21 protein-coding genes and 1 tRNA gene are annotated in these 20,954 nt (G+C 41.2%); 4 read left to right on the plus strand and 18 right to left on the minus strand.

Annotated features, from left to right (window positions below; all coding sequences use genetic code 11):
• Positions 1–20: 20 nt before the first annotated feature.
• A complete protein-coding gene (locus BVH02_RS16375; RefSeq protein ID WP_086502552.1) occupies positions 21–866 on the minus strand; it encodes an alpha/beta hydrolase in 846 nt (281 codons plus the stop codon).
• 107 nt (positions 867–973) lie between these two features.
• Positions 974–1,055, minus strand: a tRNA-Leu gene (locus BVH02_RS16380).
• Between the two features lie 331 nt (positions 1,056–1,386).
• Between BVH02_RS16380 and BVH02_RS16385 the strand changes: the two genes are divergently transcribed.
• The 4 genes from BVH02_RS16385 to BVH02_RS16400 are packed head-to-tail and all read left to right on the plus strand — an operon-like array spanning position 1,387 to position 7,682.
• Positions 1,387–1,965, plus strand: coding sequence for a TetR/AcrR family transcriptional regulator (locus BVH02_RS16385; RefSeq protein ID WP_086502553.1), 579 nt, complete (start codon positions 1,387–1,389; stop codon positions 1,963–1,965).
• Between the two features lie 46 nt (positions 1,966–2,011).
• Positions 2,012–3,331: a TolC family protein gene (locus BVH02_RS16390; protein ID WP_086502554.1), complete on the plus strand. Its 1,320-nt coding sequence runs from the start codon at positions 2,012–2,014 to the stop codon at positions 3,329–3,331.
• A 28-nt stretch (positions 3,332–3,359) separates the two neighbouring features.
• Complete coding sequence (locus BVH02_RS16395) at positions 3,360–4,475, plus strand: efflux RND transporter periplasmic adaptor subunit (RefSeq protein WP_086502555.1); 1,116 nt, start codon at positions 3,360–3,362, stop codon at positions 4,473–4,475.
• Between the two features lie 30 nt (positions 4,476–4,505).
• Positions 4,506–7,682 (plus strand): efflux RND transporter permease subunit, encoded by a 3,177-nt coding sequence (locus BVH02_RS16400; protein WP_086502556.1) that lies wholly within the window; start codon positions 4,506–4,508, stop codon positions 7,680–7,682.
• A 272-nt stretch (positions 7,683–7,954) separates the two neighbouring features.
• On the opposite strand, the gene BVH02_RS16405 is transcribed toward BVH02_RS16400, so the two are convergent.
• The 16 genes from BVH02_RS16405 to BVH02_RS16480 form a co-directional block, all read right to left on the minus strand.
• Positions 7,955–8,326 (minus strand): DUF4143 domain-containing protein, encoded by a 372-nt coding sequence (locus BVH02_RS16405; protein ID WP_086502557.1) that lies wholly within the window; start codon positions 8,324–8,326, stop codon positions 7,955–7,957.
• A gap of 272 nt (positions 8,327–8,598) precedes the next feature.
• Positions 8,599–8,820: a type II toxin-antitoxin system RelE/ParE family toxin gene (locus BVH02_RS16410; RefSeq protein ID WP_086502558.1), complete on the minus strand. Its 222-nt coding sequence runs from the start codon at positions 8,818–8,820 to the stop codon at positions 8,599–8,601.
• On the minus strand, positions 8,817–9,053 hold the full coding sequence (locus tag BVH02_RS16415; RefSeq protein WP_086502559.1) for a ribbon-helix-helix domain-containing protein: 237 nt from the start codon (positions 9,051–9,053) through the stop codon (positions 8,817–8,819). The genes BVH02_RS16410 and BVH02_RS16415 overlap by 4 nt, the downstream gene beginning before the upstream one ends.
• Positions 9,054–9,317: 264 nt before the next feature.
• The gene (locus BVH02_RS16420) at positions 9,318–9,839 is read right to left on the minus strand and encodes a hypothetical protein (RefSeq protein WP_086502560.1); all 522 of its coding nucleotides are present in this window, start codon (positions 9,837–9,839) and stop codon (positions 9,318–9,320) included.
• Positions 9,840–9,979: 140 nt separating this feature from the next.
• Positions 9,980–10,708 (minus strand): SIP domain-containing protein, encoded by a 729-nt coding sequence (locus BVH02_RS16425; protein WP_086502561.1) that lies wholly within the window; start codon positions 10,706–10,708, stop codon positions 9,980–9,982.
• Between the two features lie 11 nt (positions 10,709–10,719).
• Positions 10,720–11,580 (minus strand): SDR family oxidoreductase, encoded by an 861-nt coding sequence (locus tag BVH02_RS16430; RefSeq protein ID WP_191278351.1) that lies wholly within the window; start codon positions 11,578–11,580, stop codon positions 10,720–10,722.
• 12 nt (positions 11,581–11,592) lie between these two features.
• The gene (locus BVH02_RS16435; RefSeq protein WP_086502563.1) at positions 11,593–12,207 is read right to left on the minus strand and encodes a ferric reductase-like transmembrane domain-containing protein; all 615 of its coding nucleotides are present in this window, start codon (positions 12,205–12,207) and stop codon (positions 11,593–11,595) included.
• The gene (locus tag BVH02_RS16440; RefSeq protein ID WP_086502564.1) at positions 12,208–12,408 is read right to left on the minus strand and encodes a hypothetical protein; all 201 of its coding nucleotides are present in this window, start codon (positions 12,406–12,408) and stop codon (positions 12,208–12,210) included. It lies immediately after the preceding gene.
• An 87-nt stretch (positions 12,409–12,495) separates the two neighbouring features.
• On the minus strand, positions 12,496–13,359 hold the full coding sequence (locus BVH02_RS16445; RefSeq protein ID WP_086502565.1) for a helix-turn-helix domain-containing protein: 864 nt from the start codon (positions 13,357–13,359) through the stop codon (positions 12,496–12,498).
• Between the two features lie 64 nt (positions 13,360–13,423).
• Positions 13,424–14,251, minus strand: a complete 828-nt coding sequence (locus tag BVH02_RS16450; protein WP_205635747.1) for a DUF6503 family protein — start codon at positions 14,249–14,251, stop codon at positions 13,424–13,426.
• A gap of 290 nt (positions 14,252–14,541) precedes the next feature.
• Complete coding sequence (locus BVH02_RS16455; protein WP_086502567.1) at positions 14,542–15,279, minus strand: LytR/AlgR family response regulator transcription factor; 738 nt, start codon at positions 15,277–15,279, stop codon at positions 14,542–14,544.
• A 3-nt stretch (positions 15,280–15,282) separates the two neighbouring features.
• Positions 15,283–16,320 (minus strand): sensor histidine kinase, encoded by a 1,038-nt coding sequence (locus tag BVH02_RS16460; RefSeq protein ID WP_086502568.1) that lies wholly within the window; start codon positions 16,318–16,320, stop codon positions 15,283–15,285.
• Positions 16,321–16,324: 4 nt separating this feature from the next.
• Positions 16,325–17,545, minus strand: coding sequence for an ABC transporter permease (locus tag BVH02_RS16465; RefSeq protein WP_086502569.1), 1,221 nt, complete (start codon positions 17,543–17,545; stop codon positions 16,325–16,327).
• Between the two features lie 2 nt (positions 17,546–17,547).
• Positions 17,548–18,291, minus strand: coding sequence for an ABC transporter ATP-binding protein (locus tag BVH02_RS16470; protein WP_086502570.1), 744 nt, complete (start codon positions 18,289–18,291; stop codon positions 17,548–17,550).
• Between the two features lie 7 nt (positions 18,292–18,298).
• Positions 18,299–19,498 (minus strand): efflux RND transporter periplasmic adaptor subunit, encoded by a 1,200-nt coding sequence (locus BVH02_RS16475; RefSeq protein ID WP_086502571.1) that lies wholly within the window; start codon positions 19,496–19,498, stop codon positions 18,299–18,301.
• 11 nt (positions 19,499–19,509) lie between these two features.
• Positions 19,510–20,838 carry a TolC family protein gene (locus BVH02_RS16480; protein WP_086502572.1) on the minus strand — a complete coding sequence of 443 codons (1,329 nt, stop codon included), beginning with the start codon at positions 20,836–20,838 and terminating at the stop codon, positions 19,510–19,512.
• Positions 20,839–20,954 lie beyond the last annotated feature (116 nt).

Here is a 20,954-nt window from a genome sequence, read left to right on the forward strand (position 1 = left end):
TAAGTTTTTAAAACTTTAATCTAACGAGTGAGATGCTTATTTATGAAGAGTAAATGTACTGGTAAGGCATCAGTCCAATATTCCCAAGTGTGAGCTCCCGGACGCTCAGTGTACTCATGGGCGGTACCATTATCGAGTAGCATTTGATGCATTTGTCTGTTGGTTTCCAATAAGAAATCATCAACCCCACAGTCCATTAGCAAGGCGGTTCGATTTTCTTTCATTCTATCAACTAATCCTACAGCGGTATATGAGCTAAATGGGGAGTCGTATTGTAAATCCTCTCCAAGCATGGCTTTTTGTTGCATTTGACGAAGTGAGCTAAAGTCTTGAGGAACATCCCAAATCCGGGTATCGATGTTCATCACACCACTCATGCTAGTAGCTGCAATAAACAGTTCAGGATGTTTTGCACTAAGCATAATTGCTCCATGACCACCCATCGACAGACCTGTAATCGCTCTGGACTCTTTCTTAGCCAAAGTTTTGTATGCTTGGTCTACATGAGGAATAAGTTCGGCTGTTATATACGTTTCATATTGCACCGAATCCATCACTGGACTATCGAAATAATAGCTAGACGGACCCACACCTGGAGTGACGATGATTAAGTTGTATTGCTCAGCCATGCGATTTACCAGGCCAGGCTCTGTTACTTTTTGATGCCAATCACTAAAAGCCCCGCTTCCGCCATGTAGGAGATACAGCGTAGCAAATTGCTTGCTGCCATCGTAGGAGGAAGGTGTGGTCACTGTAGCCTTCAGCGTTTTATTCATGGCTTGGCTGAATACTTCTATCGTGTCTACTTTCGATTGGGCAAAAACAAAAGAGGGAAGAAATACTAAAAGGATTAATAACTTTTTCATGAGAAAAGGTGATTGGGTGTGTTCAAGCTACAAAATAGGCATAAAAGCAAGTAGTTTGCCAAGGGCTAAAAATAAAAAAGACCTCCCAGTTTCCTGAGAGGTCTTAGTGCGGATAGAGGGACTCGAACCCCCATGCCTCACGGCGCTAGATCCTAAGTCTAGTGCGTCTACCAATTTCGCCACATCCGCAGCTGTTTTCTATTGGGATGCAATGTTAATGATTCTTGAATTAAATAAGTGTCTCTGAGTTAAGAAAATGGATAGTTTCTGCAGAACTAATTCATTTTCAATGGCTTTAATTTTTTGAAAGTGACCTCCAATGACCAAAGAAAAATAGACGGTAATTGTTTTTATCCGATTTAAACATAATCCCTGTCTTAATTACCCCAAGGAGTTGACATAAAGGCGTCCATAGGCGTCCGTGGAAGAAGTACTTCCATTAAAAATCAAAAAACTTTTTCTCCAGTCTGGAACTTTTAAGAAGCCTAAGTGATTGAACGTTCATTCAATCCAATATCCAATGAGTGTATTATTAGATAAAAAGAAGAGTATTATCCAAAGTGCACTGGATTTAATTCAAGAGCATGGTTTCCATGGTTGCCCCGTCAGTATGGTTGCCAAAAATGCGGGAGTAGCAGCTGGGACAATTTATACTTATTTCGAAAACAAGGATGACTTGATCATAGGGATCTATGAACATGTGGTGGAGGAAATCAAAAAATATGTGTCAGAGCGAGATGATTTATCTCTTCCTTTTAAAGAGAGGTTTTATAATTACTGGAAAAATCTGACTAATTTTTATGAGCTAAATCCTTCAATACATGGTTTTTATGATCAGTTTTTAAATTCTCCTTATAATTCGGATGATTTGCAAAGCAATCCCAATGTTTGGCATGAATTCGCTAATGCATTTTTCGAAGATGGAATCCAGCAAGGAGATATTAAACAATTAAATCCTGTCGTGCTCTCTATTTTGGTGAATACCAATGTGAATTCTATTGTGCGCATTAAGCAGAATTTCAAAAAGAAGCTTGAAAAAAATAACATGGAACTGAATGAGATTTCCCACCTCATCTGGGATGGAATAAAAGCAGATTAACCTAAAGACCTTTTTTTAAATTTAAACCTATTAATTAAGTACAAAGATGTTCAAAAAACGATTACTGTTGGTCGGTCTGAGTAGTTTACTCTTTTCCAAAGTCGCCTACAGTCAGGAAGAAAATAGAGTTCCGCAAGGAGTACTGAGTTTGGATCAGGTGGTGGAATTTGCACTGCTTCAAAGTCCTATAATCAGACAGGCACAGATAGACCAGGAGATAGGGGAACGCGATATCAAATCTAACCTGGCCAACTGGTATCCTCAAATCACTGCCTCAGCCGCTGGAGCATACAATATCAAATTGCAGCAACAGATCATTGGAGATCAGTTGATTACATTCGGTCAAAAGTATAACTCGAACGTATTACTGCAAGCGAATCAGACTTTGTTCAATCGAGATCAATTGTTTGCATCTAAGTCTTCCAGATATTATCGTCAGCAACTCCAACAGGTTATTGAGGATGCAAGAATTAATACTGTCGTAGATGTTAGCAAGGCTTTTTATTCAATTCTTTTGTCCGAAGAACAAATTAATATTCTTGATCAAAATCTGAATAGACTTGAAAAACAATATAAAGATGCGTTTAGTCGATTTGAAGCAGGTTTGGTAGACAAGACTGATTATCAGCGTGCATCGATTGCATTGACCAACGTGAAGAGTGATAGAAATAGGGTGACGAATTCCTTCGATGCCAAGTATGACTACCTCAAGCAGCTAATGGGATATCCAGATAGCCTAAATTTTACCATAGAATTTGATACGCAAGGTGCAGAAGGTGCAATCGGTGAAGAGGTAGTGGATCCTTTGATGCTAGAAAACCGCGTGGAATATCAACTTTTGCAGACTCAGCAGACCTTGAATGAAATAGAGACCAGCTATGAAAAATGGAATTACCTGCCTGAACTTTCTGCGTATTACAGATATAATTTGAATTACTTCAATTCAACCTTAAACAGTTTATATAAAGCTCAATACCCAATATCATCTGTTGGGGTGAACCTCACAATTCCAATTTTTCAGGGAGGAAAACGAATCCATAAAGTGAAAGCAGCCGAACTTCGGGTAGATCGAGGAACTATCGAGATAGAAAACCTAAGCAATCAGATTAGGACAGAGTATTCTACTGCACTTGCAGCTTACAACAGTAGCGTTTATGAGTGGCAGCTGATCAGAGAAAATATGGAGATGGCTGAAGAAGTCTATAACATCATCAAGCTCCAGTATGATGAAGGAATCAAATCATACATCGAATTAGTCATAGCAGAGACAGATCTTCAGACTGCCCAAATTAATCATATCAACGCTTTTTATCAGGTTTTGCAAGACAAGCTTGATCTTAGAAAAGCATTAGGAACTATCAACTAATTAGAATCCCCTTTAAATTTTAATTTATATGAATTCATCATACAAACTTGTCGCTTTTTCGGCTCTGGTTTTAGCAGGATTTTCTTGTGGGCAGAAGCCTCAGTCAGGACAACAGGCACCGGCAGAAGTAGCCGTTACCACCTATACAGTAGTTAAAAAGTCAGTTACTGCTACTGACGAATATTCTTCTACACTTGTGCCTATTAATGAGGTAGAAATTAGGCCCCAAATCAGTGGATACATTACGGATATTTATGTGCAAGATGGTCAGCAGGTGAAAAAGGGTCAAAAACTTTACGAAATAGACCGAAGCAAATATGCGGCCTCACAGCAGCAAGCACAGGCATTGGTGCAAAGCGCAGAAGCAAATCTTGCAAGAGTGGCCAAAGACTTTGAGCGATATAAAAGATTGGATGAGCAAGATGCAATAGCTAAGCAGCAATTGGATTATGCTGAAACGGCTGTCTTGGATGCAAAAGCTCAATTGAGTTCAGCTAAAGCTCAGTATGCCTCAGCAGGAACAGATTTCGGTTACTCTGTGCTTACTGCTCCATTCGATGGTACAGTTGGGATTTCTCAAGTGAGATTGGGAACACAGGTTTCTCCTGGTCAGCCTTTGCTCAACACAATTTCTTCAAATGATCCTATGGCATTGAATTTCGTGATCAACGAGCGTGAGATTCCTAGATTTAATAAAATGCTGGGAGCAGAAGATAATCCAGATTCTCTTTTCAGAATCCGTTTTAGTGACAATAGCATATATCCTTTCAGTGGAAAATTTACCACCATCGACCGTGCAGTAGGTAGACAAACAGGTACTATATCTCTTCGAGTACAATTTCCCAACCCAAACAGAGAGCTAATTGCTGGAATGACAGTAAATCTTCAGGTTTTGAATCAAGACGTAGGCGAGCAACTTACCATTCCTTACAAAGCAGTAACGGAGCAAATGGGAGAATACTTTGTGTATGTAGTTGCCGAGGATCAGACAGTAACACAGCAAGTAATCAAGCTTGGAACTGAAATAGGGGCTGATATAGTGGTTCGTGAAGGTTTGACAGCTGGGCAGGAAATCGTCGTAAGCGGTATTCAAAAGCTTCGTCAAGGAGCCAAGATTACTACGGCTGCTGCAGGCCAACAATAAATTTTTCAATTGTCTTGATTTAAGAACAACATGATATCAGATGTATTTATAAAACGGCCCGTCACCGCCATGGTAATTTCCATTGTGATTGTGCTAGTAGGAGTATTGGCAATTCTCAATTTGCCAGTGACGCAATACCCGGACATTACACCGCCGGTAGTTTCTGTGTCGGCGAATTATACCGGTGCGGATGCCACTACGGTGGAGCAAACAGTAGCAACACCAATAGAGACCCAGATTAACGGTACGCCGGGAATGGCATACATTTCCTCTAACAATACCAATACGGGTCAGATGCAAATGAACGTCACCTTTGAGGTAGGGACTGACATCGACATCGCAACCTTAGACGTGCAGAATAGAGTGAGTATCGCAGAGCCAAGCTTGCCTGAAGCGGTAAGAAGATTAGGCGTGACAGTGAGGAAAAGGAATCCAAGTATTATGATGGTACTTAGTCTTACCTCACCAAATAAGACTCACGATCCGAAGTTTCTTTCCAACTACACAAATATCTTTATCAAAGATGCTTTGCTTAGAGTAGAAGGAGTGGGAGATATCACGGCAATCGGTCAGGATTTCAGTATGCGGGTATGGTTGAAACCGGATAAACTGGCACAATACAAGATTTCATCTCGTGAAGTGACAGCAGCGATTCAGGAGCAAAATCTTCAAGTAGCTGCCGGTACAGTAGGAGGCATGCCTCAGTTTAATAATCAGACTTTTGAGTATCCGATTACGGTCAATGGCCGGCTGGAGAGAGCTGAGGACTTTGAGGATATAATTCTTCGAAGCAATCCTGATGACGGTTCTCTGGTTTATTTGAGAGATGTAGCCAGGATTGAATTGGGTCAATTCGACTACGGTAGATATTCCATGCTGAATGGCGAAGATAACGCTATCCTATTGGTGTATCAGGCGCCAGGAAGTAATGCTCTGGCAACTGCGGAAGGTGTTTACGCTGCGATGGATGAATTGAAAGCTTCTTTCCCTCCAGACATGGAGTACATTGTTTCATTTGAGTCAGTGTCGGTGGTGGATGTATCTATACAGGAAGTTTTAAAGACTTTTGTAGAGGCTTTGATACTAGTGATCATCGTTGTATTTCTGTTCTTACAGAGCTGGAGGGCTACCCTGGTTCCGGTGTTGGCTATTCCGGTATCGATTATCGGTACGTTTATATTCTTCCCACTTCTTGGATTTACGATCAATACATTGACACTTTTTGGTTTTGTACTGGCCATAGGAATAGTGGTGGATGATGCAATTGTGGTAGTAGAAGCAGTGCAGCATTACATAGATAAAAAGAAGATTTCTGCCAAAGAAGCTACTCGACTTGCGATGAAAGATATCACAGCGCCGGTTATAGCGATCGCATTGATTTTGGCAGCTGTATTTATTCCGGTAGGATTTATACCTGGTATCGTAGGTAGAATGTACCAACAGTTTGCGATCACCATTGCAATTTCAGTTTTGATTTCCGCTTTTGTAGCATTGAGTTTAACTCCAGCTTTATGTGTGCTTTTGCTAAAACCATCTGAAGTAAATGAAAATGGGAAAGGGCTTAACAAGTTTTTCTATAAATTCAATGTTTGGTTCGAGAAGACAACTAATTCTTACTCTCGCGGAGTACAAAAAGGTATAAGGAGAGCACCATTAGTCGTGATCCTCTTGGTATGTATTTTCGCAGGAACTTTTGGCTTGTTCCAAACCAAACCAACAGGATTTCTTCCAACAGAAGATGAGGGAAGGCTTTTTGTTTCACTAGAACTTCCTGAAGGATCTGCCAGTACGCGTACACGAAATGTGATGCTGGAAATGAATGATATTTTGCTGAGTACGGATGGTATCAAAAACGTCACTGGCATTGGTGGACTGAATGTTATTAACTTCTCTTTTAAGTCTAATTCTGCAACTTTCTTTATTCAGATGACTCCATGGAGTGAGAGAAAAGAAGCTTCACAGCAGCTCAATGGCATCATGGGGCAGTTGAATCAGAAATTTGCGGCTATTACCGATGCCAAGATTGTGGTGGTTCCGCCGCCAGCTATCCCTGGCTTAGGCTCTACGGGTGGTTTCAGCTTTATGCTTGAGAATCGTGGAGGTAATACAGATATTAAAGAGTTCGAAGGAGTGCTAGGGCGATTCCTCGCTGCCGCAAATCAGCGTCCTGAGATTGCGATGGCTTTTAGCTTCTTTACTGCGAAAACGCCCGGATATCACGTAACGGTAGATAGAGAGAAGGCCAAAAAACTTGGTGTTCCATTGACTGAAATATTCTCGACTATGTCAGGCTTAATGGGTAGTTCTTACATCAACGATTTCACCAGATATGGTCGAAATTTCCGTGTAGTAGCTCAAGCAGATACATCTTACAGAACTAGTATAGAAGACTTGACACAGTATCATGTAATAGGAAGTAGAGGAGAGTCTGTTCCTCTAAGTGCAGTGGTAAGCTATGATGTAGTAGAAAATGCGCCGGTGATTTCACATTATAACTTGTTCAGATCTGCTGAAGTCAATGGAAGTGCTGCTCCTGGATATTCCAGTGGTCAAGCACTTGCTGCTTTGCAAGAAGTGGCGGCAGAAGTTCTTCCTGCAGGTTATGGATATGATTTCTCTGGATTGAGTAGAGAGGAATTGTCTTCTGGTAATGCGACTATTTTGATCTTTACGCTCGCAATTGTTCTGGTTTCCTTGCTGCTGGCATCGCTTTACGAAAGCTGGTCAGTTCCGTTCTCGGTATTGCTTGCCTTGCCTTTAGGAGCTTTTGGGGCGATTGTAGCATTGCATTTCCTTCCAAAATTGGATAACAACATCTATGCACAGATTGGTCTGATTACGCTGATCGGTCTAGCTGCGAAAAATGCGATTTTGATTGTGGAATTTGCCAAGGAACGAGTGGATAGAGGAATGCCACTGGTCGATGCGACTATCGATGCTGTGAAGCTTAGACTTCGTCCGATTATTATGACTTCCCTTGCATTCATATTAGGTGTATTGCCACTGGCAATCTCCAACGGTGCAGGAGCAGTAGCACGACAAACTATCGGTTGGACGGTGATTGGAGGGATGCTTGCAGCAACCTTCTTAGCGATCTTCTTTGTGCCAGTCTTGTATGTGGTGATTACTAGAATTGCTTACGGCAAAAAAGGCTTGGCAGAATTGGAAGCCAATTATGTCCCTGAAGAAGGTGATCATATACATTAAGTTTAATTAGATGAAATTCAAATGCCCCCAGAAAGCGATGAGCTTTATGGGGGCATTTTTTTTGATTAACCGCAGCGTCCGCGGAGGTTTCGCAGAGGTCGCAATGGTTCGGCGGGCTCACCAACCAGAGTTATCCTGCTTCTCCAGAAACTGGATAGAGAAAATTTAGAATAAAAAGTAAAAAGGAGTGATTAAAGGCTACTCACTCTTGAATGGTTAGATGGATAGGGGTTTTTCAAAGGTTCCATATAGAAAAAAAGTGTATCATTTCTCTATTTTGTGATCACATCCAAATAATTTTCTCTATTAACAACTCGAAACTCAGTTTCTGGATATGCTTCTTCAAAACCCAGAGGCAATTTGGCCCTTCGCTCTGGATTCCATTTCGCCTCAAAAGCAAATAACTTTCCTTCACGCTCTTCCAGCCAGTCCAGTTCTTTCCCTGTCGTTGTCCTCCAAAAATAAACGTTAGAATGAATGCGATTGTAGCTCAGGTATTTCATTCGCTCACTGATTATGAAATTTTCCCAAAGCGCTCCTTTGTCATTTCGTAAATCCAGGGAGTTGAAATTATTGATAATGGCATTTCGCACGCTATCATCAGTTCCGATTCGATCTGGCGGGAAATCATAATTCAAAAACATGTAAATTCTCGATCGTAACCGAAAATTAACATGTAAATTTTCGGTTACGATCGAAAGATTTCATGTTTTCGATAGTTTCTTAGATTGGAGATTGCAAATCCAGAAGAGCTAATTATACGTTCACTAGTCTCTAATCCAAAAATTGCTCTTGCTACAAGGCAGATAGGCCAATCCTTTTAAATAGTTGGATGTATTTACTTCTATTATGTTATGGTTATTCTAGAATTCTTGTCTTCCTATTATTCGGATTATTTCTGGTATTTCATCAGTAGTTAGTTTGAAATAGATTGTATCGGAACCACAAACACAATAATGATAAGATTGTCGAATATGTGATGCTTGCGGGAACTGGTAAGGAATTTCACCAATTCGTTCAACCAGTTGATAAGTGCCTCGAAATATTTATCAGCCTGCGCTTCCCCAAAGTTAATAAAGCCGAATCTGTATATTCGAACAATATCGTCTTCTGCTTCTTGACTGAGCAGGTAAGTCATTTTAGGCCGTTTTTTGCTAAGGCTAAAATCTCATCCTTAGTTTTCTTGGAGTAGCCACTTTCTTCACCTTTTATCAATTCTAGTCGAAGCAAGGCTATACTTTCCTGCCGTTTTCGTTCTTGTCGAATCAGGTCATTTACCAACTCACTTTTACTAGCATATTCTTTAGCAGCTACCCTTTCTTGTAGCCAATTGTCATTTGGATCGGTTAATGAAATGCTCTGTCTTCCCATAATTAACTAGTTTGGTGTAAATATACACCAATTATGCAAATGTTTACTAGAGAGGTATTGCTGAGTTAGGATTAGATATCCAACGGATAAGCTTCGAGAGATTACAAATCTCGAGGCGCTGGAATCACGGGTCAAAAATTAGGGGTTATCCTACTTCTTCAGAAGCTGGATTTAGGTTGAGTGGAGATTGATTTTTGAAACCTGTGAACTTGTGGTTCACACGCAACTATTCTATTAAAAGACGTTTCCCGGTCTATTGGTGTATTAATCATATGTCCATTCACTAAGTGTTAATAAGTTTGAATGTCTATCCACCAAGATTATTAGAAAGTAATATGTGTAAACCCAACTCTGGGGTTCAATAATTTTTTCATCGTCTTTGTCGAACCAGTCTTTTGAGATAATGTAAAAATCATTTTCTACAAACCCGTTGTGAATTATGAAATATCTGCCAAGGATTTTAGCAAAGTCATTTCTGTCGTCTCCCCAATCAGGTTCATGTAAAAAGTCAACAAGAAATTTTACTGTTCCTTTTTTGTCTGTTTTCTTAAAGTCAGAGATTTTTATCTTCTTAATATTAAATGCTTGTCCCAAATAGCCTTTGTCTGGTTCAGCCTTCATGCAGTCACGTAAACTGTTAAATGAAAACTGCTTTGAACGAATAAAAGTGTCGACAATTTTGTCATTGTCTATATGTTCGTCAACCTTGAATTCAAACTCAGTCAAGTTTATGCCTTGATAGTTTTCTTCAATTTCGATATATCGTTTGGTCTCGAAGGTTGTCATTAAAATGGCTTGGATACTTGTCTATATGCAACTCACCTAAGCCATTGTCCTCAAGTCTTTGCAGATCCTAAATTAAGAATTTCGTCAAAAGCTTCTATAGGGAAGTTGAATAAATTTGCTGCCAACCCAAAAGTAAAGAACTACTCCAATCCCTTCTTTTCCGGGTTCCAGAAAGGTTTTGTTTTTATCTGCTTGGTTTCCCATTTCAGCTCTTTTCTAAAAAATTGATTTACGGCTACGCATACTCTGCTGTCCCCGGCTATGTAGGCCTTCTTTTTTCCTTTTAGCGTAGGAGCGATTTCCCTTAGCTTGGCAATGATCTCCTCGCTTGGGTTTTCTGGCAGTTCATAGAAATCAAGAGGAGTGCTTCCGTCAATATCTGGGAATTGCTCAGATTTCTCAGGACTGTAAACGATACTGGCTACCTGTTTGTCTTTTCCGATAGTTCGGTTGATCATATACAGATGCGAGAGTGCAGACAGGTCGCCCAGCAGCACATAACTATCCGCAGTATCATGTGCGAGGAAATTGCCTTTCTTCCATTTGAAGTAAACGGCATCGCCCACTTGACAATCTTTCACCCATTGCGAGCCGATCCCTGAACTGTGCGTGGCTATGGCTACCTCTAGAAAGCCTTCAGATTTGTTGATATCCCATACACTGTAGCTTCTGATCTTGTCTTTCATAGAGACCTGCTCATTGCCTATACCAATTCCCATTCGTAAGAAGGATCCGGGAATAAAATTGGCTTTGCGAATGCTGTCACTTTTCAAGCGAATTCTAAAAGCTGTTGTAGAAAGTGCCATTTTCTCTGTGATGATCGCCTCATCCAAGAATACTGATTTTAGGATGTTTTCTATGATGCTCATTAGAGGTTAGCTTAGGAGGTAGGGTGATTTTGATGATACGCTTCTATCATCGCCAAGGGAGATTTATGCAGTCTTCCTGATGCTTTTTGAAAATCAGAAGGCACATCGTTCACTCCATTGTTAATACCTTCATAAATGCCGGCAATGATCGTCCCCATAAAATCCCCTAAAGCTGCTTGACGTTCTTTTTTGTATTCTTCCGTAGAAACGGCGGTGTATTTCAAATTCGTCTTATAAACCTGGTTGATGTAGGCTGCCAATTCTTTTTGTGAGATGGCTTCACCTACCAGATTGTAGGTATTTCCGTTGTGCGTATCGTCCAAAAGCATCTGTGCATAGGAGAAACCTAACTCTTCTCTGCTGGTATAGCTGCACTTTCCTTCCCCAGCACAATTCCTTATTTCTCCCTCTTTCACATAGCTGTCGATGTACTCCAAATCTGGTTCTATGTATATGCCGTTTCTGCCAATGACCCATTGCAATCCCGATGCACGCACATCTTCTTCTGTTTGTCGATTGCTCTGCACTATGGGACTAAATGCCGTATTGACTTCGTCTCCTACGATGCTGGTATATACTAGTTTAGCAACGCCATTTTGTTTCGCTGCTTCGATCACATTTCTGTGCTGTTGGATTCTCTTCTGAGGTTCGTCCATTCCCAATACAAGCAAGACTTTGTCCACACCATTTAGGGCAATTTCAAGATCCTCAGGGCTATTGTAATCGCCTTTTCTAACTTCCACGCCCAGGTGTTTAGCTTTCTCAGGAGTTCTTGCGATGGCTATTACCTCGTCTTCCCCAATTTCCTGAATTAGAGCTTTTACGATAGCGGCGCCTAATTGACCACTTGCCGATGTTACTGCAATTTTCATAATAGTAATGAGTTATGATTTTTTTGATCTCAGCGCAATGATTTTCTCTTTCACGGCTGGTATTCGAATGATAAAGCCAATGCCAACTATCAGGGCGTAAATAGCCCAGGTTTTGTCTAAAATAGCAACGTGCAGAAGACTCAATAAGATGGCAACATAAGCCAAACTCTGTAGTTTTTTCCACTTGTCCTTTAACTTCTTCATTGATTTTCTATTGGAAGTAAAAAGTAGTGGAATCAGAAGTAGGACCGCCACAAATCCAGCGATGTAGTTGAATTGTGAAAAGGTCTCTACAAATCCTTCTGCCCAAATGAAAATAACAAAGTGAAGTATGCTCCACACAGCGGAGGCGATACCCATGGCTTGTCTTACAAATAGACTGTGCACACCAAAGAGGATAAACACGGGAGTGCAGGTGAGTACTGCAGTCATCCATCTGATCGCAAACTCTCCGGAAACGTGATATAACATTTCCAAACTTGTTCTGCCTTCCTCTTCACCATCAGCCAATGTGATTGAGAGCCCATGATTCAGGTCAACTGTGATCAAGTTAGCTAAAACAATCATGGGTAAAAGAGCCAGAAGAGCGACGATCATCCAGCCGTAATTTTTTTTGATGAAACTCATTTAGACTGCTCGGTTTTTTATTTCTTCCAGCTCTTTCTCCAGTTGCTCAGCTTTGGCTTTAAATTTTTCCATGGCCTTTTTCAACTGAGAGATTTTTTTGAAAGCTTCCTCGTCTTGAACTGCCTGATACGTGACTTTACCTTCAAGTTCTTTAATTCTGGAATGGCTCCCGCAGGTGGGGCATATAGCTACTGTGCTCATGATTTATTTTTGAGCAAAGTTCACTATCCTGTTACCTTAAGTAAAGGTGAATCACTTGTTAAGAATGGTAAATATGAAACCATGTTCTCAAAGAGAGGCCTTATATTCCTTGGGTGAAAGCCCGGTCTGTCTTTTGAAAAACTTGGTGAAATTAGTCACTTCATCGAAGCCAGTTTGGAAGGCAACTTCCTTCAGGCTAATCTCACTGTTAAATATGTTTCGTTTGATTTCGAGTATCACATACTGATCGATAAAGTGCTTGGCGGTATTTACAGTGATTTCCCGGACGATCAGGTTGAGATGCTTGGATGAGATATTGAGCATGGCTGCATAGTCAATCACATTTCGAGTTTGGGTGTAGTTTTTCTCTACCAAGTCTTTGAATTGTGTGAAAACTGCTTGGTGCTTTTTGTCCCCTTTTTCTGGAAGATCTTGCTGTGCGTGACGCTCTAATTTCAATAAATAGATCTCCAGTATTTTTGCAATTATTTCTTTTTGAGCATAGCTATTTTTGCTTTGGAGTTCTTCTGATGCCTTCTCCAGAAAAAAGTCATTGAATGGGCTGTGTTCTACCAGTGGCTCCGAAATATGATAGTTGTACAAATGGGAAATGAAATTGATCGAAGAGGTTGAGAAATACCTTAAAACAAAATCTTCTGTGAAGACCACCAGATAGCCATCATATTGAAAATTATTCTGGAAAGCATGCACCTGACCTTTAGCGATTTTTAGTACAGAGCCCTTTTGGACAGCATAGTTTTTCAAATCTACCTGATGTACTCCCTTGCCTTCCGTCACAATCAGCAAAGCAAAAAAGGAAATTCTATGGGGTAGGTGAGGGTTGTGACTGGGATTTTCCTCTATGCGTGAGAACAACTCTGCTAAGCTTAGAAATTCAATGTCCGTGCTTCCTTCGGTACTTTTAAAAGATATGTTGGGGATGCTGTTCAAGGGTGAATCTTTTAATGCAAGAAGCTATTTATAAATCAACAATATAGCAACTCATCATTGCCTGTCATTTCTCAAAATCCTCCTTCGTGATTCCAGTATCAAACTTAATGTCTGTCCAGTTAACTGTGATCCATCCTTCATCAGATAGGTCAGCGTTCCAGGTAGAGGCTTTGTACTTTCGCTTGGTTGGGATCAAAAGACCATCTATTTTCTCATAGTCAAGAAGCATCAAATAGGGAGTTTCTTCTACTCCAAAGTCAACTACAGTAAATAAGAATTGGTCAACTATCGAGGTTTCCTTATCAATATACAACTGGTAGGTATCTGTCGGCTTGTCATCAGGGGAATCAAAGGTGATTTTTACTATGTGGTATTCTTTGTTGTTTATTGGCCGCTCGCCAATGTATTCGTAATTTATTCCTGGATCCAACAGCTTTTGCATCATAGTAAACCAGTAGTAATTCGTTGGTCGGTTAAACTTAACTCTAGCTAGCGCCTCTTCATCGCTTATAACTTCGCCATTATGCTTTAGCCAATACTCAGTCCCGTTAAATCCCTGCTCTATGTCCCCCTCGAATTGAGGCAATGTTCGCTCATGTGTTGTATATCGTCCATAAGAGTACTCTCCATCAAAGAGGTACTTCTCTTGAGAAATATCGGTGCCACCATCAGCTGTCACATAGGTATAGGTGTATTTGACGCTTTTTTTATCCGCCAGACTGCTGAAATCTCCCACTTTCTGCACCATCTCGTACACTAGCTCATGCCCCATATTCTGAAATTCTGGGCGATTCTGATTTTCAGTATTCTTCTGATTTTTATCCTGGCAGGATGCTAACAGAAAGCTTAAAAAAACTAGAGTTAATACATTGAGTTTCGTAATAGAATTCATTAGCATAGTTTGATTCAATTAAAATCCAGTGAGTTTCAAAATATATAATCAAGGAATTTGGGTTTATAATGCTCCGAAATGCTGATTCGTTCCTAATAGATAAGGATCTTTGCAGTTAGTCTATTAAATAGGTATTGCTACTGCGAGATCTGAGAATGTAAAGATAGACTTCTATGCTTCTTCCTTCAAATTCGAACTTCAATGTTTATCTTCTCTGATAACTGGATGTTTCTCTGGAAACCTCTGGATTGATGAATTCAGTCTGCTTTTTTCAGAGTTCCAAAAGCTTCTCAGTTAAAATCCAGTGAGTTTCGATTTATATAATCTAGGAACTTGGGTTTGTAATGCTCCGAAACGGTGATGCGTTCTTTGTTGATCAATATCTGACCCCGCTCTATGGTCTCCACATTTTTCAGAGAAACGATGAAGGATCGATGAACTCGTAGAAACTGGGTTTCAGGAAGTTCTTCTTCCAGTGACTTGAGGCTCATCAGGGTTAAAATAGGCTTTGGACTATCCTTGAGCCAGATTTTTATATAGTCTTTCAGCCCTTCGAAATAGAGTACATCTGCCAACTTGATGCGGAGCTGCTTATGTTCGGATTTGATAAAGAGGAATTCTTTATCCACGGCGGGGCTGTCTGCCTTCTGAGCCCAAACGAGCTCAAACCAGGTATTCGCTTTATTTGCCGCTACCAAAAATTCCGCATAGTCAAATGGTTTCAGCAGGTAATCCAATGCTTCGACTTTAAAGCCTTCTAATGCATACTGATCGAATGCCGTAGTGAAGATCACTCGGGATTCTTTAGGGAGCATTTTAGAAAACTCTAACCCGGTAAGATCTGGCATCTGTATGTCTAGAAACAATAGGTCTACGGGTTCTTTCTTCACACACTCCATGGCCTCAATCGCACTGCTGCATTTGTGCTTCAACTCTAGAAATGGAGTTTTCTCGATGTAGCTTTCCACCAGATTAAGCGCCATAGGCTCATCATCCACGATCAGGCAAGTTATTTTCCTCGTACTCATAGGCTAGTCGGTTAGAATTTCCAGTTGTGCTACAAATCGGTTGTCCCGGACTTCCGTGCTCAGTTCGCTTCTTTGAGGATACAGGAGTGCAAGTCGCTTTTCAATATTCACCAAGCCTATTCCAGATCCACTTTTATCATCTGATTTTTTGGGGAAATTATCATTTTCTATCGTGAACAATACCCTTTTATCAACGATCACCAAATTGATCTGAATTGTACTTTCCTTACTTCCAGAAACCCCATGCTTGAAGGCATTTTCTATAAGAGAAACGAAAAGCAAAGGTGCTACCTGTATGCCGGTATCCTCACTTGGGAAGTTGTAATTAACCTTGGTCTTATCCGATACCCGCAACTTCATCAGGTCGATGTATTTTTTCATAAAATCAATCTCCTTTGTAAGAGGAACCACTTCCAGGTTGGTTTCATAGAGCATGTACCGCATCAGTTTACTCAGGCTGTGAATCGCTGCTTTGGCTTGATCCGGAGTCTGATCTACCATGGCGTAAATATTATTCAGGGAATTAAAGAAGAAGTGCGGCTGCAATTGGTAATGCAGGTGCTGCAATTCTGATTGCAATTTGATATTAGCAGTTTCCTTACGTTCAGCTTCGGTGGTAACCCATCTCTCCGTGGTCTTGACGGCTATGGCAAAGAGTAGGGGAGCCATGTACGAAGCAATTTGCCCATAGATAAACATCTTCAAACGAGGTCCGCTATCATCGTCTGAAGCGAGGGTTCTTCGTGCTAGTTCCTGAAAATAGTTACTTTCTAGGTACTCTCTTAGCAATAGAAAAACGGTGATAAAAAGGGCATTTACTCCCACGAATGCAATGATCTTCTTGGTGAAATAAAACCGATCGATCAGTACAAAATAGTTAGCGTAGAAGAGCATTGCAGACAACACTAAGGGAATCCAGAAGTGGGCTATGATCCTAGTGATATCCTGAGATTGCCCCGTGGAAAGTAAGTAGGGCATGCTGAACAGCACTGCCCATACTAAGACATGAGAAAAGACCGATATGATTCTATTTTTGCTCATAAGATTACTCGTAACGTAGCGCGGTGATAGGGTCTAAGGAAGAAGCTTTTCTAGCTGGATACCAACCAAAGAAAATTCCTGTGACAGCACAAACGGCAAAGGATATGATAATGGAGTAAAGTGCTACGCTTGTAGGCCAATGCAGTAGGTTTTCGATAAATACGGTGGCTGCCAATCCAAGCAATACGCCCAGCACTCCACCTGTAATACTGATCATAATGGCTTCTATAAGGAATTGCATCAGAATATCGGATCCTTTTCCTCCTACAGCCATACGCAAACCAATCTCTCGTGTACGCTCTTTAACCGACACATACATGATGTTCATGATTCCAATACCACCGATCAGTAAGGAGATACTTGCTACTGCTACTAGCAAAATCGTTAACATTTCGGTAGTAGAGCTAAAGGTAGAAATCAGTTCTTCCATAGATTGTACATGAAAATCATCGTCTTCATTAGCAGTTAATTTATGCTGTGTTCTCAAGATCTCTGATACCTGAATCACAGCATCCGGTGCATCATCTTCGCTGACGGCCGAGGCAATCACCTGATTGATATGATCTATTGCTAAAATACGCTTTTGTACGGTAGTATAGGGTGCAATAACTACATCATCCTGATCTTGACCAAATGTATTTTCACCTTTTCCCTCCAATACTCCGATGACTTTAAAGGGGATATTATTGAATCGAATCATTTGTCCCACAGGATCTTCCCCATTGGTAAATATATTCTCCACAACGGTTTGACCGATTAAAGCCACCTTGGAGGCAGACTGCACTTCAGCGTCTGTAAACATGCTTCCGCTTTGTAAGTCTGTGACTTTAATGGCTAGATAGTCTGGGTTTACTCCGTATATGGTGGATGGCCAGTTATTGGAACCGCTGATGACCTGTCCTTTTCCATCCACTAGAGGAGATATACTGGTGAGTAAAGAAGCCTGTTCTTTTATGGCCTCGAAATCCTGCAAGGTTAGACTTTCCATGGCGCTTCGTTCCTGTCTCACTCCGCCGCGTGTATCTGCACCAGGTCTTATTGTGATCATGTTGGCGCCCATGCTGGAGATGGTAGTACGGATACTTTCTTTGGAACCTTCCCCGATGGCTAGCATGGCAATGACCGAAGCTACTCCGATGATGATTCCCAGCATGGTGAGTAAGGTTCTGGTTTTATTTAGAACGATCGCCTTGGTAGCTATTTTGAATAAGTTTAGTAGTCTCATAATTAGTCCTCTTGTTTAGGTAATTGAGCTAATTGATCAGCCGCGGAATTCACCTTGGTGTTGACGTTATCTTGGATGATATTCCCATCTTTCAATACGATGGTTCTATTGCTGAATGTAGCGATGTCAGGTTCGTGCGTCACAAAAGTGATCGTGATACCCTGCTTGTTTAGGTCTTGAAATAGAGACATAATCTCGTAGGAAGTGCGGGTATCCAAGTTACCTGTGGCCTCATCGGCAAGGATCATGACTGGGTTGTTTACTAGAGATCTTGCGATTGCCACCCGTTGTTGCTGTCCACCGGAAAGCTGTGATGGTGTATGATGAATCCGGTCCCCCAGTCCCACCATTTCCAGAGCTTTCAGTGCCCGCTCTCTTCTTTCCACAGAACCTACCTTGCTATTATATAGCAGAGGCAATTCTACATTTTCAATAGCAGATGTTCTTGCGAGCAAATTGTAGGATTGGAAGATGAAGCCGATTTTCTCATTTCTTATTGTCGCCAATTGATTTCTATTCAGGTCTTTAATACTTGATCCATCGATTTCATATGCTCCTGAAGTAGGAAGATCCAAACAACCTAAAATATTCAACAAGGTGCTTTTTCCAGAGCCACTAGAACCCATGATAGTGACAAACTCACCCTCTTGTATGGAAAATGAAATACCTCTTAACGCATGCACGGTTTCTGTTCCCATGACAAACTCACGCTTCAGGTTCTCTATTTTTATTATTTCTTTAGTCATGGTTTTCTTATTTTTTTCCTCCGGGACGTTGTGGCATAAAAGGACTTTCGGCCACGCCTGCAGCACTTGCTTCAGCTTTAGACACTCCTTTCAAGCTATAGACAATTTTTTCTCCCTGAGTAATTCCACTTAAGACTTGGACGTTGACTCCATCACTAGCACCGAGTGTTACTGTTTTAGGCTGAATGGAACCGTCGCTTCCGAGTACCCATAGTGTTGTTTCATTTTGAGAAACATCAGCGGAGGTTTCTGGTAAAAGATGCTGCTGATTATAAGATACAAGCGTTGCAGCTTCTGGTTTGAAATTGACCGCTTTCGCCTCCGTGGTCAGCACATCAGTTAATTCCAAGGTGTAAATAGAGATGGTTGCGGTGAGGCCTGGCTTAAGTTTCATGTCCGGGTTTTCCGCCTTGATCACTACAGTGTAGGTCACTACGTTAGAGGTCACGGTAGGATCCAAGCGAACTTGAGTAACTACTCCATTGAAGGTCTCGCCTATGTATGCATCGACAGTAAACTCCACGCGCTGTCCTTCTTTTACATCTCCAATGTCTGCTTCATCCACGTCTGCTTCCACCTGCATTTCTTTCAGGTCTTGGGCGATAGTAAAAAGCGTCGGAGTACTGAAACTTGCCGCAACTGTCTGTCCTTCGTCTATCGCTCTGGAAAGTACCACGCCATCTATAGGAGCATAAATATTACCATAGCTTAAGTTGGTTTTTGCAGATTCCAGATCGGATTGACGCTGAGTCACGGTACCTTTTGCAGTTTCATAGTTGTAGACTGCATCGTCGTAATCCGACTTGGAGATCACCTTGTTTTCATAAAGGGATTTCTGTCTCTCGTAGATCGCCTGCAGGTAGTTTCTTTGTGTAATTGCGTTGTCGTAGGAAGCCTGGACCTGCGTCTTGGCCGCTTGTAGATTTGTCTTGTCCAGTTCAGCTATCAGCTGTCCCTGTTTTACTTCGCTGTTGTAGTCCACATAGATTTTCTGTACCACTCCAGACACCTGAGTACCTACTTCCACCTGAGTGATAGGCTCTATAGTTCCCGTGGCAGTGACCAAAGTAGAGATCGTGCCTTTTGTGGCTTCCACTGTTTTAGCTTCTATGACGGTTGAGTCATTTCCTCTAGTGTAGGTAAAAGCTGCAGCGGCTAGTAGTACAATTACAACGCTACTTATGATGATGTTTTTTCTTGCTTTCATGTTGATGTTGATTAAATATTGATCTCGTACCCTTGGTAGAATTGTAGTAATTGATGGTATAGAATGTTCATGTATTTAGCTTGCAAGTAGTTTTGCTGAGCTGTAGTGAAGGTGTTCTGACTGATCACCAGATCCGTGGTGCTCAGGTCTCCCAATTCATATTTTTTCTGTGCGAGTTGGTATGATTGCTCAGCAGAGTTTTTTGAGGCTTCAGAGGCGATCACCTGTTCTTGAGAGGAGCGAGCGTTTTGATAGGCTGTTTCTACCTTTCTAAAAACCTCTTTCTCCGTGCTCATCTTCTGAATCTCCGCCTTGTCTATATTCAAAGTGGCAGTGCGAACAGCGGTTTTGGTTTGATTTCTGTTGAAAATCGGTATGCTTAGAGATAGCCCAATTCGTTGATTGAAGTTGACATTGAACTGATCCGAAAATGAGTTATTGTTGATACTGGTATACCCTGAACCCATACTTCCTGTCAAGCCCAGAACCGGAGCATAATTCCCTTTGGCAATCGCCAGTGCTTTCTCGTTGGCCGATATGTTCAAAAGGCTGGTTTGAACCTCAGGCAAAAAGGCCAATGCATTTGTATAAATCTCTGCTTTGTCTAGGCCAAGGTTGACCAGGTCCATATTTTCATCGATGGTTTCCACTGCTATATCTTCGAGAGGAGGTAGCTCTAGCAGCTGTTTCAATGCGATGATGTATTGCTCATAATTATTCTTGGCAGCGATCACATTGAACTTATTGGTAGCGGCCTGACTCTGTGCTTCTGTGTAATCACTTAAGGCGATAGTCTCCGCGTCCAGACGAGCTTTGGCTCTAAGTACTTCATTTTCCGAAGCTTCCAGGTTGTTTTCAGCGATGGTGATGCTTTCCTTGCTGTAAAGCGTTTGCAGATAGGTTTCAAGTAGATTCAAAACGATGTTGTTTTTTTCTACTTCTTCCTGAAATACACTTTGTTCAAAGAGGATTTTATTCTGTTCTATCTGATTGACCAACTGATTGCCCTGAAACAAAGTGATGTTTGTGTTGAGTCCCACATTGGTACTGTGAATCTGATCAGTCACAAAGTCACTGGTGATCGGGTCAATGCTGTTACCATTAGAAAAGGTCTGGGAAGTACTGCCGAATAAGTTTGGCAAGCGAGCAGATTTGGCTCTGTCATAAGCTACTTCTGCAATGTCCTTGCTGAGGGAAGCATCTTTGATAGTGATGTTATTTTCTATCGCATAGGCTATCATTTCCTCCAAGGACCAAACTTGTGCAGTTGACTCCTGAGTGCTTTGAGCGTTGGAGAAGTGAACTATTAAAAGGAATACTAAGGTGAAATATGTTTTCATTTCTGAGGTGTTTTATACGAACAGCTCAAAGGTGAAACATAGGGGACTCTATAAGAATTGAAATAGAAGTATAGGGGGATTTCCTAGATAGAAAGGGTGATTTTGTCGAAGAGATT

The sequence above is a fragment of the Algoriphagus ratkowskyi genome (genome assembly GCF_002150505.1).
Classification (GTDB): domain Bacteria; phylum Bacteroidota; class Bacteroidia; order Cytophagales; family Cyclobacteriaceae; genus Algoriphagus; species Algoriphagus ratkowskyi.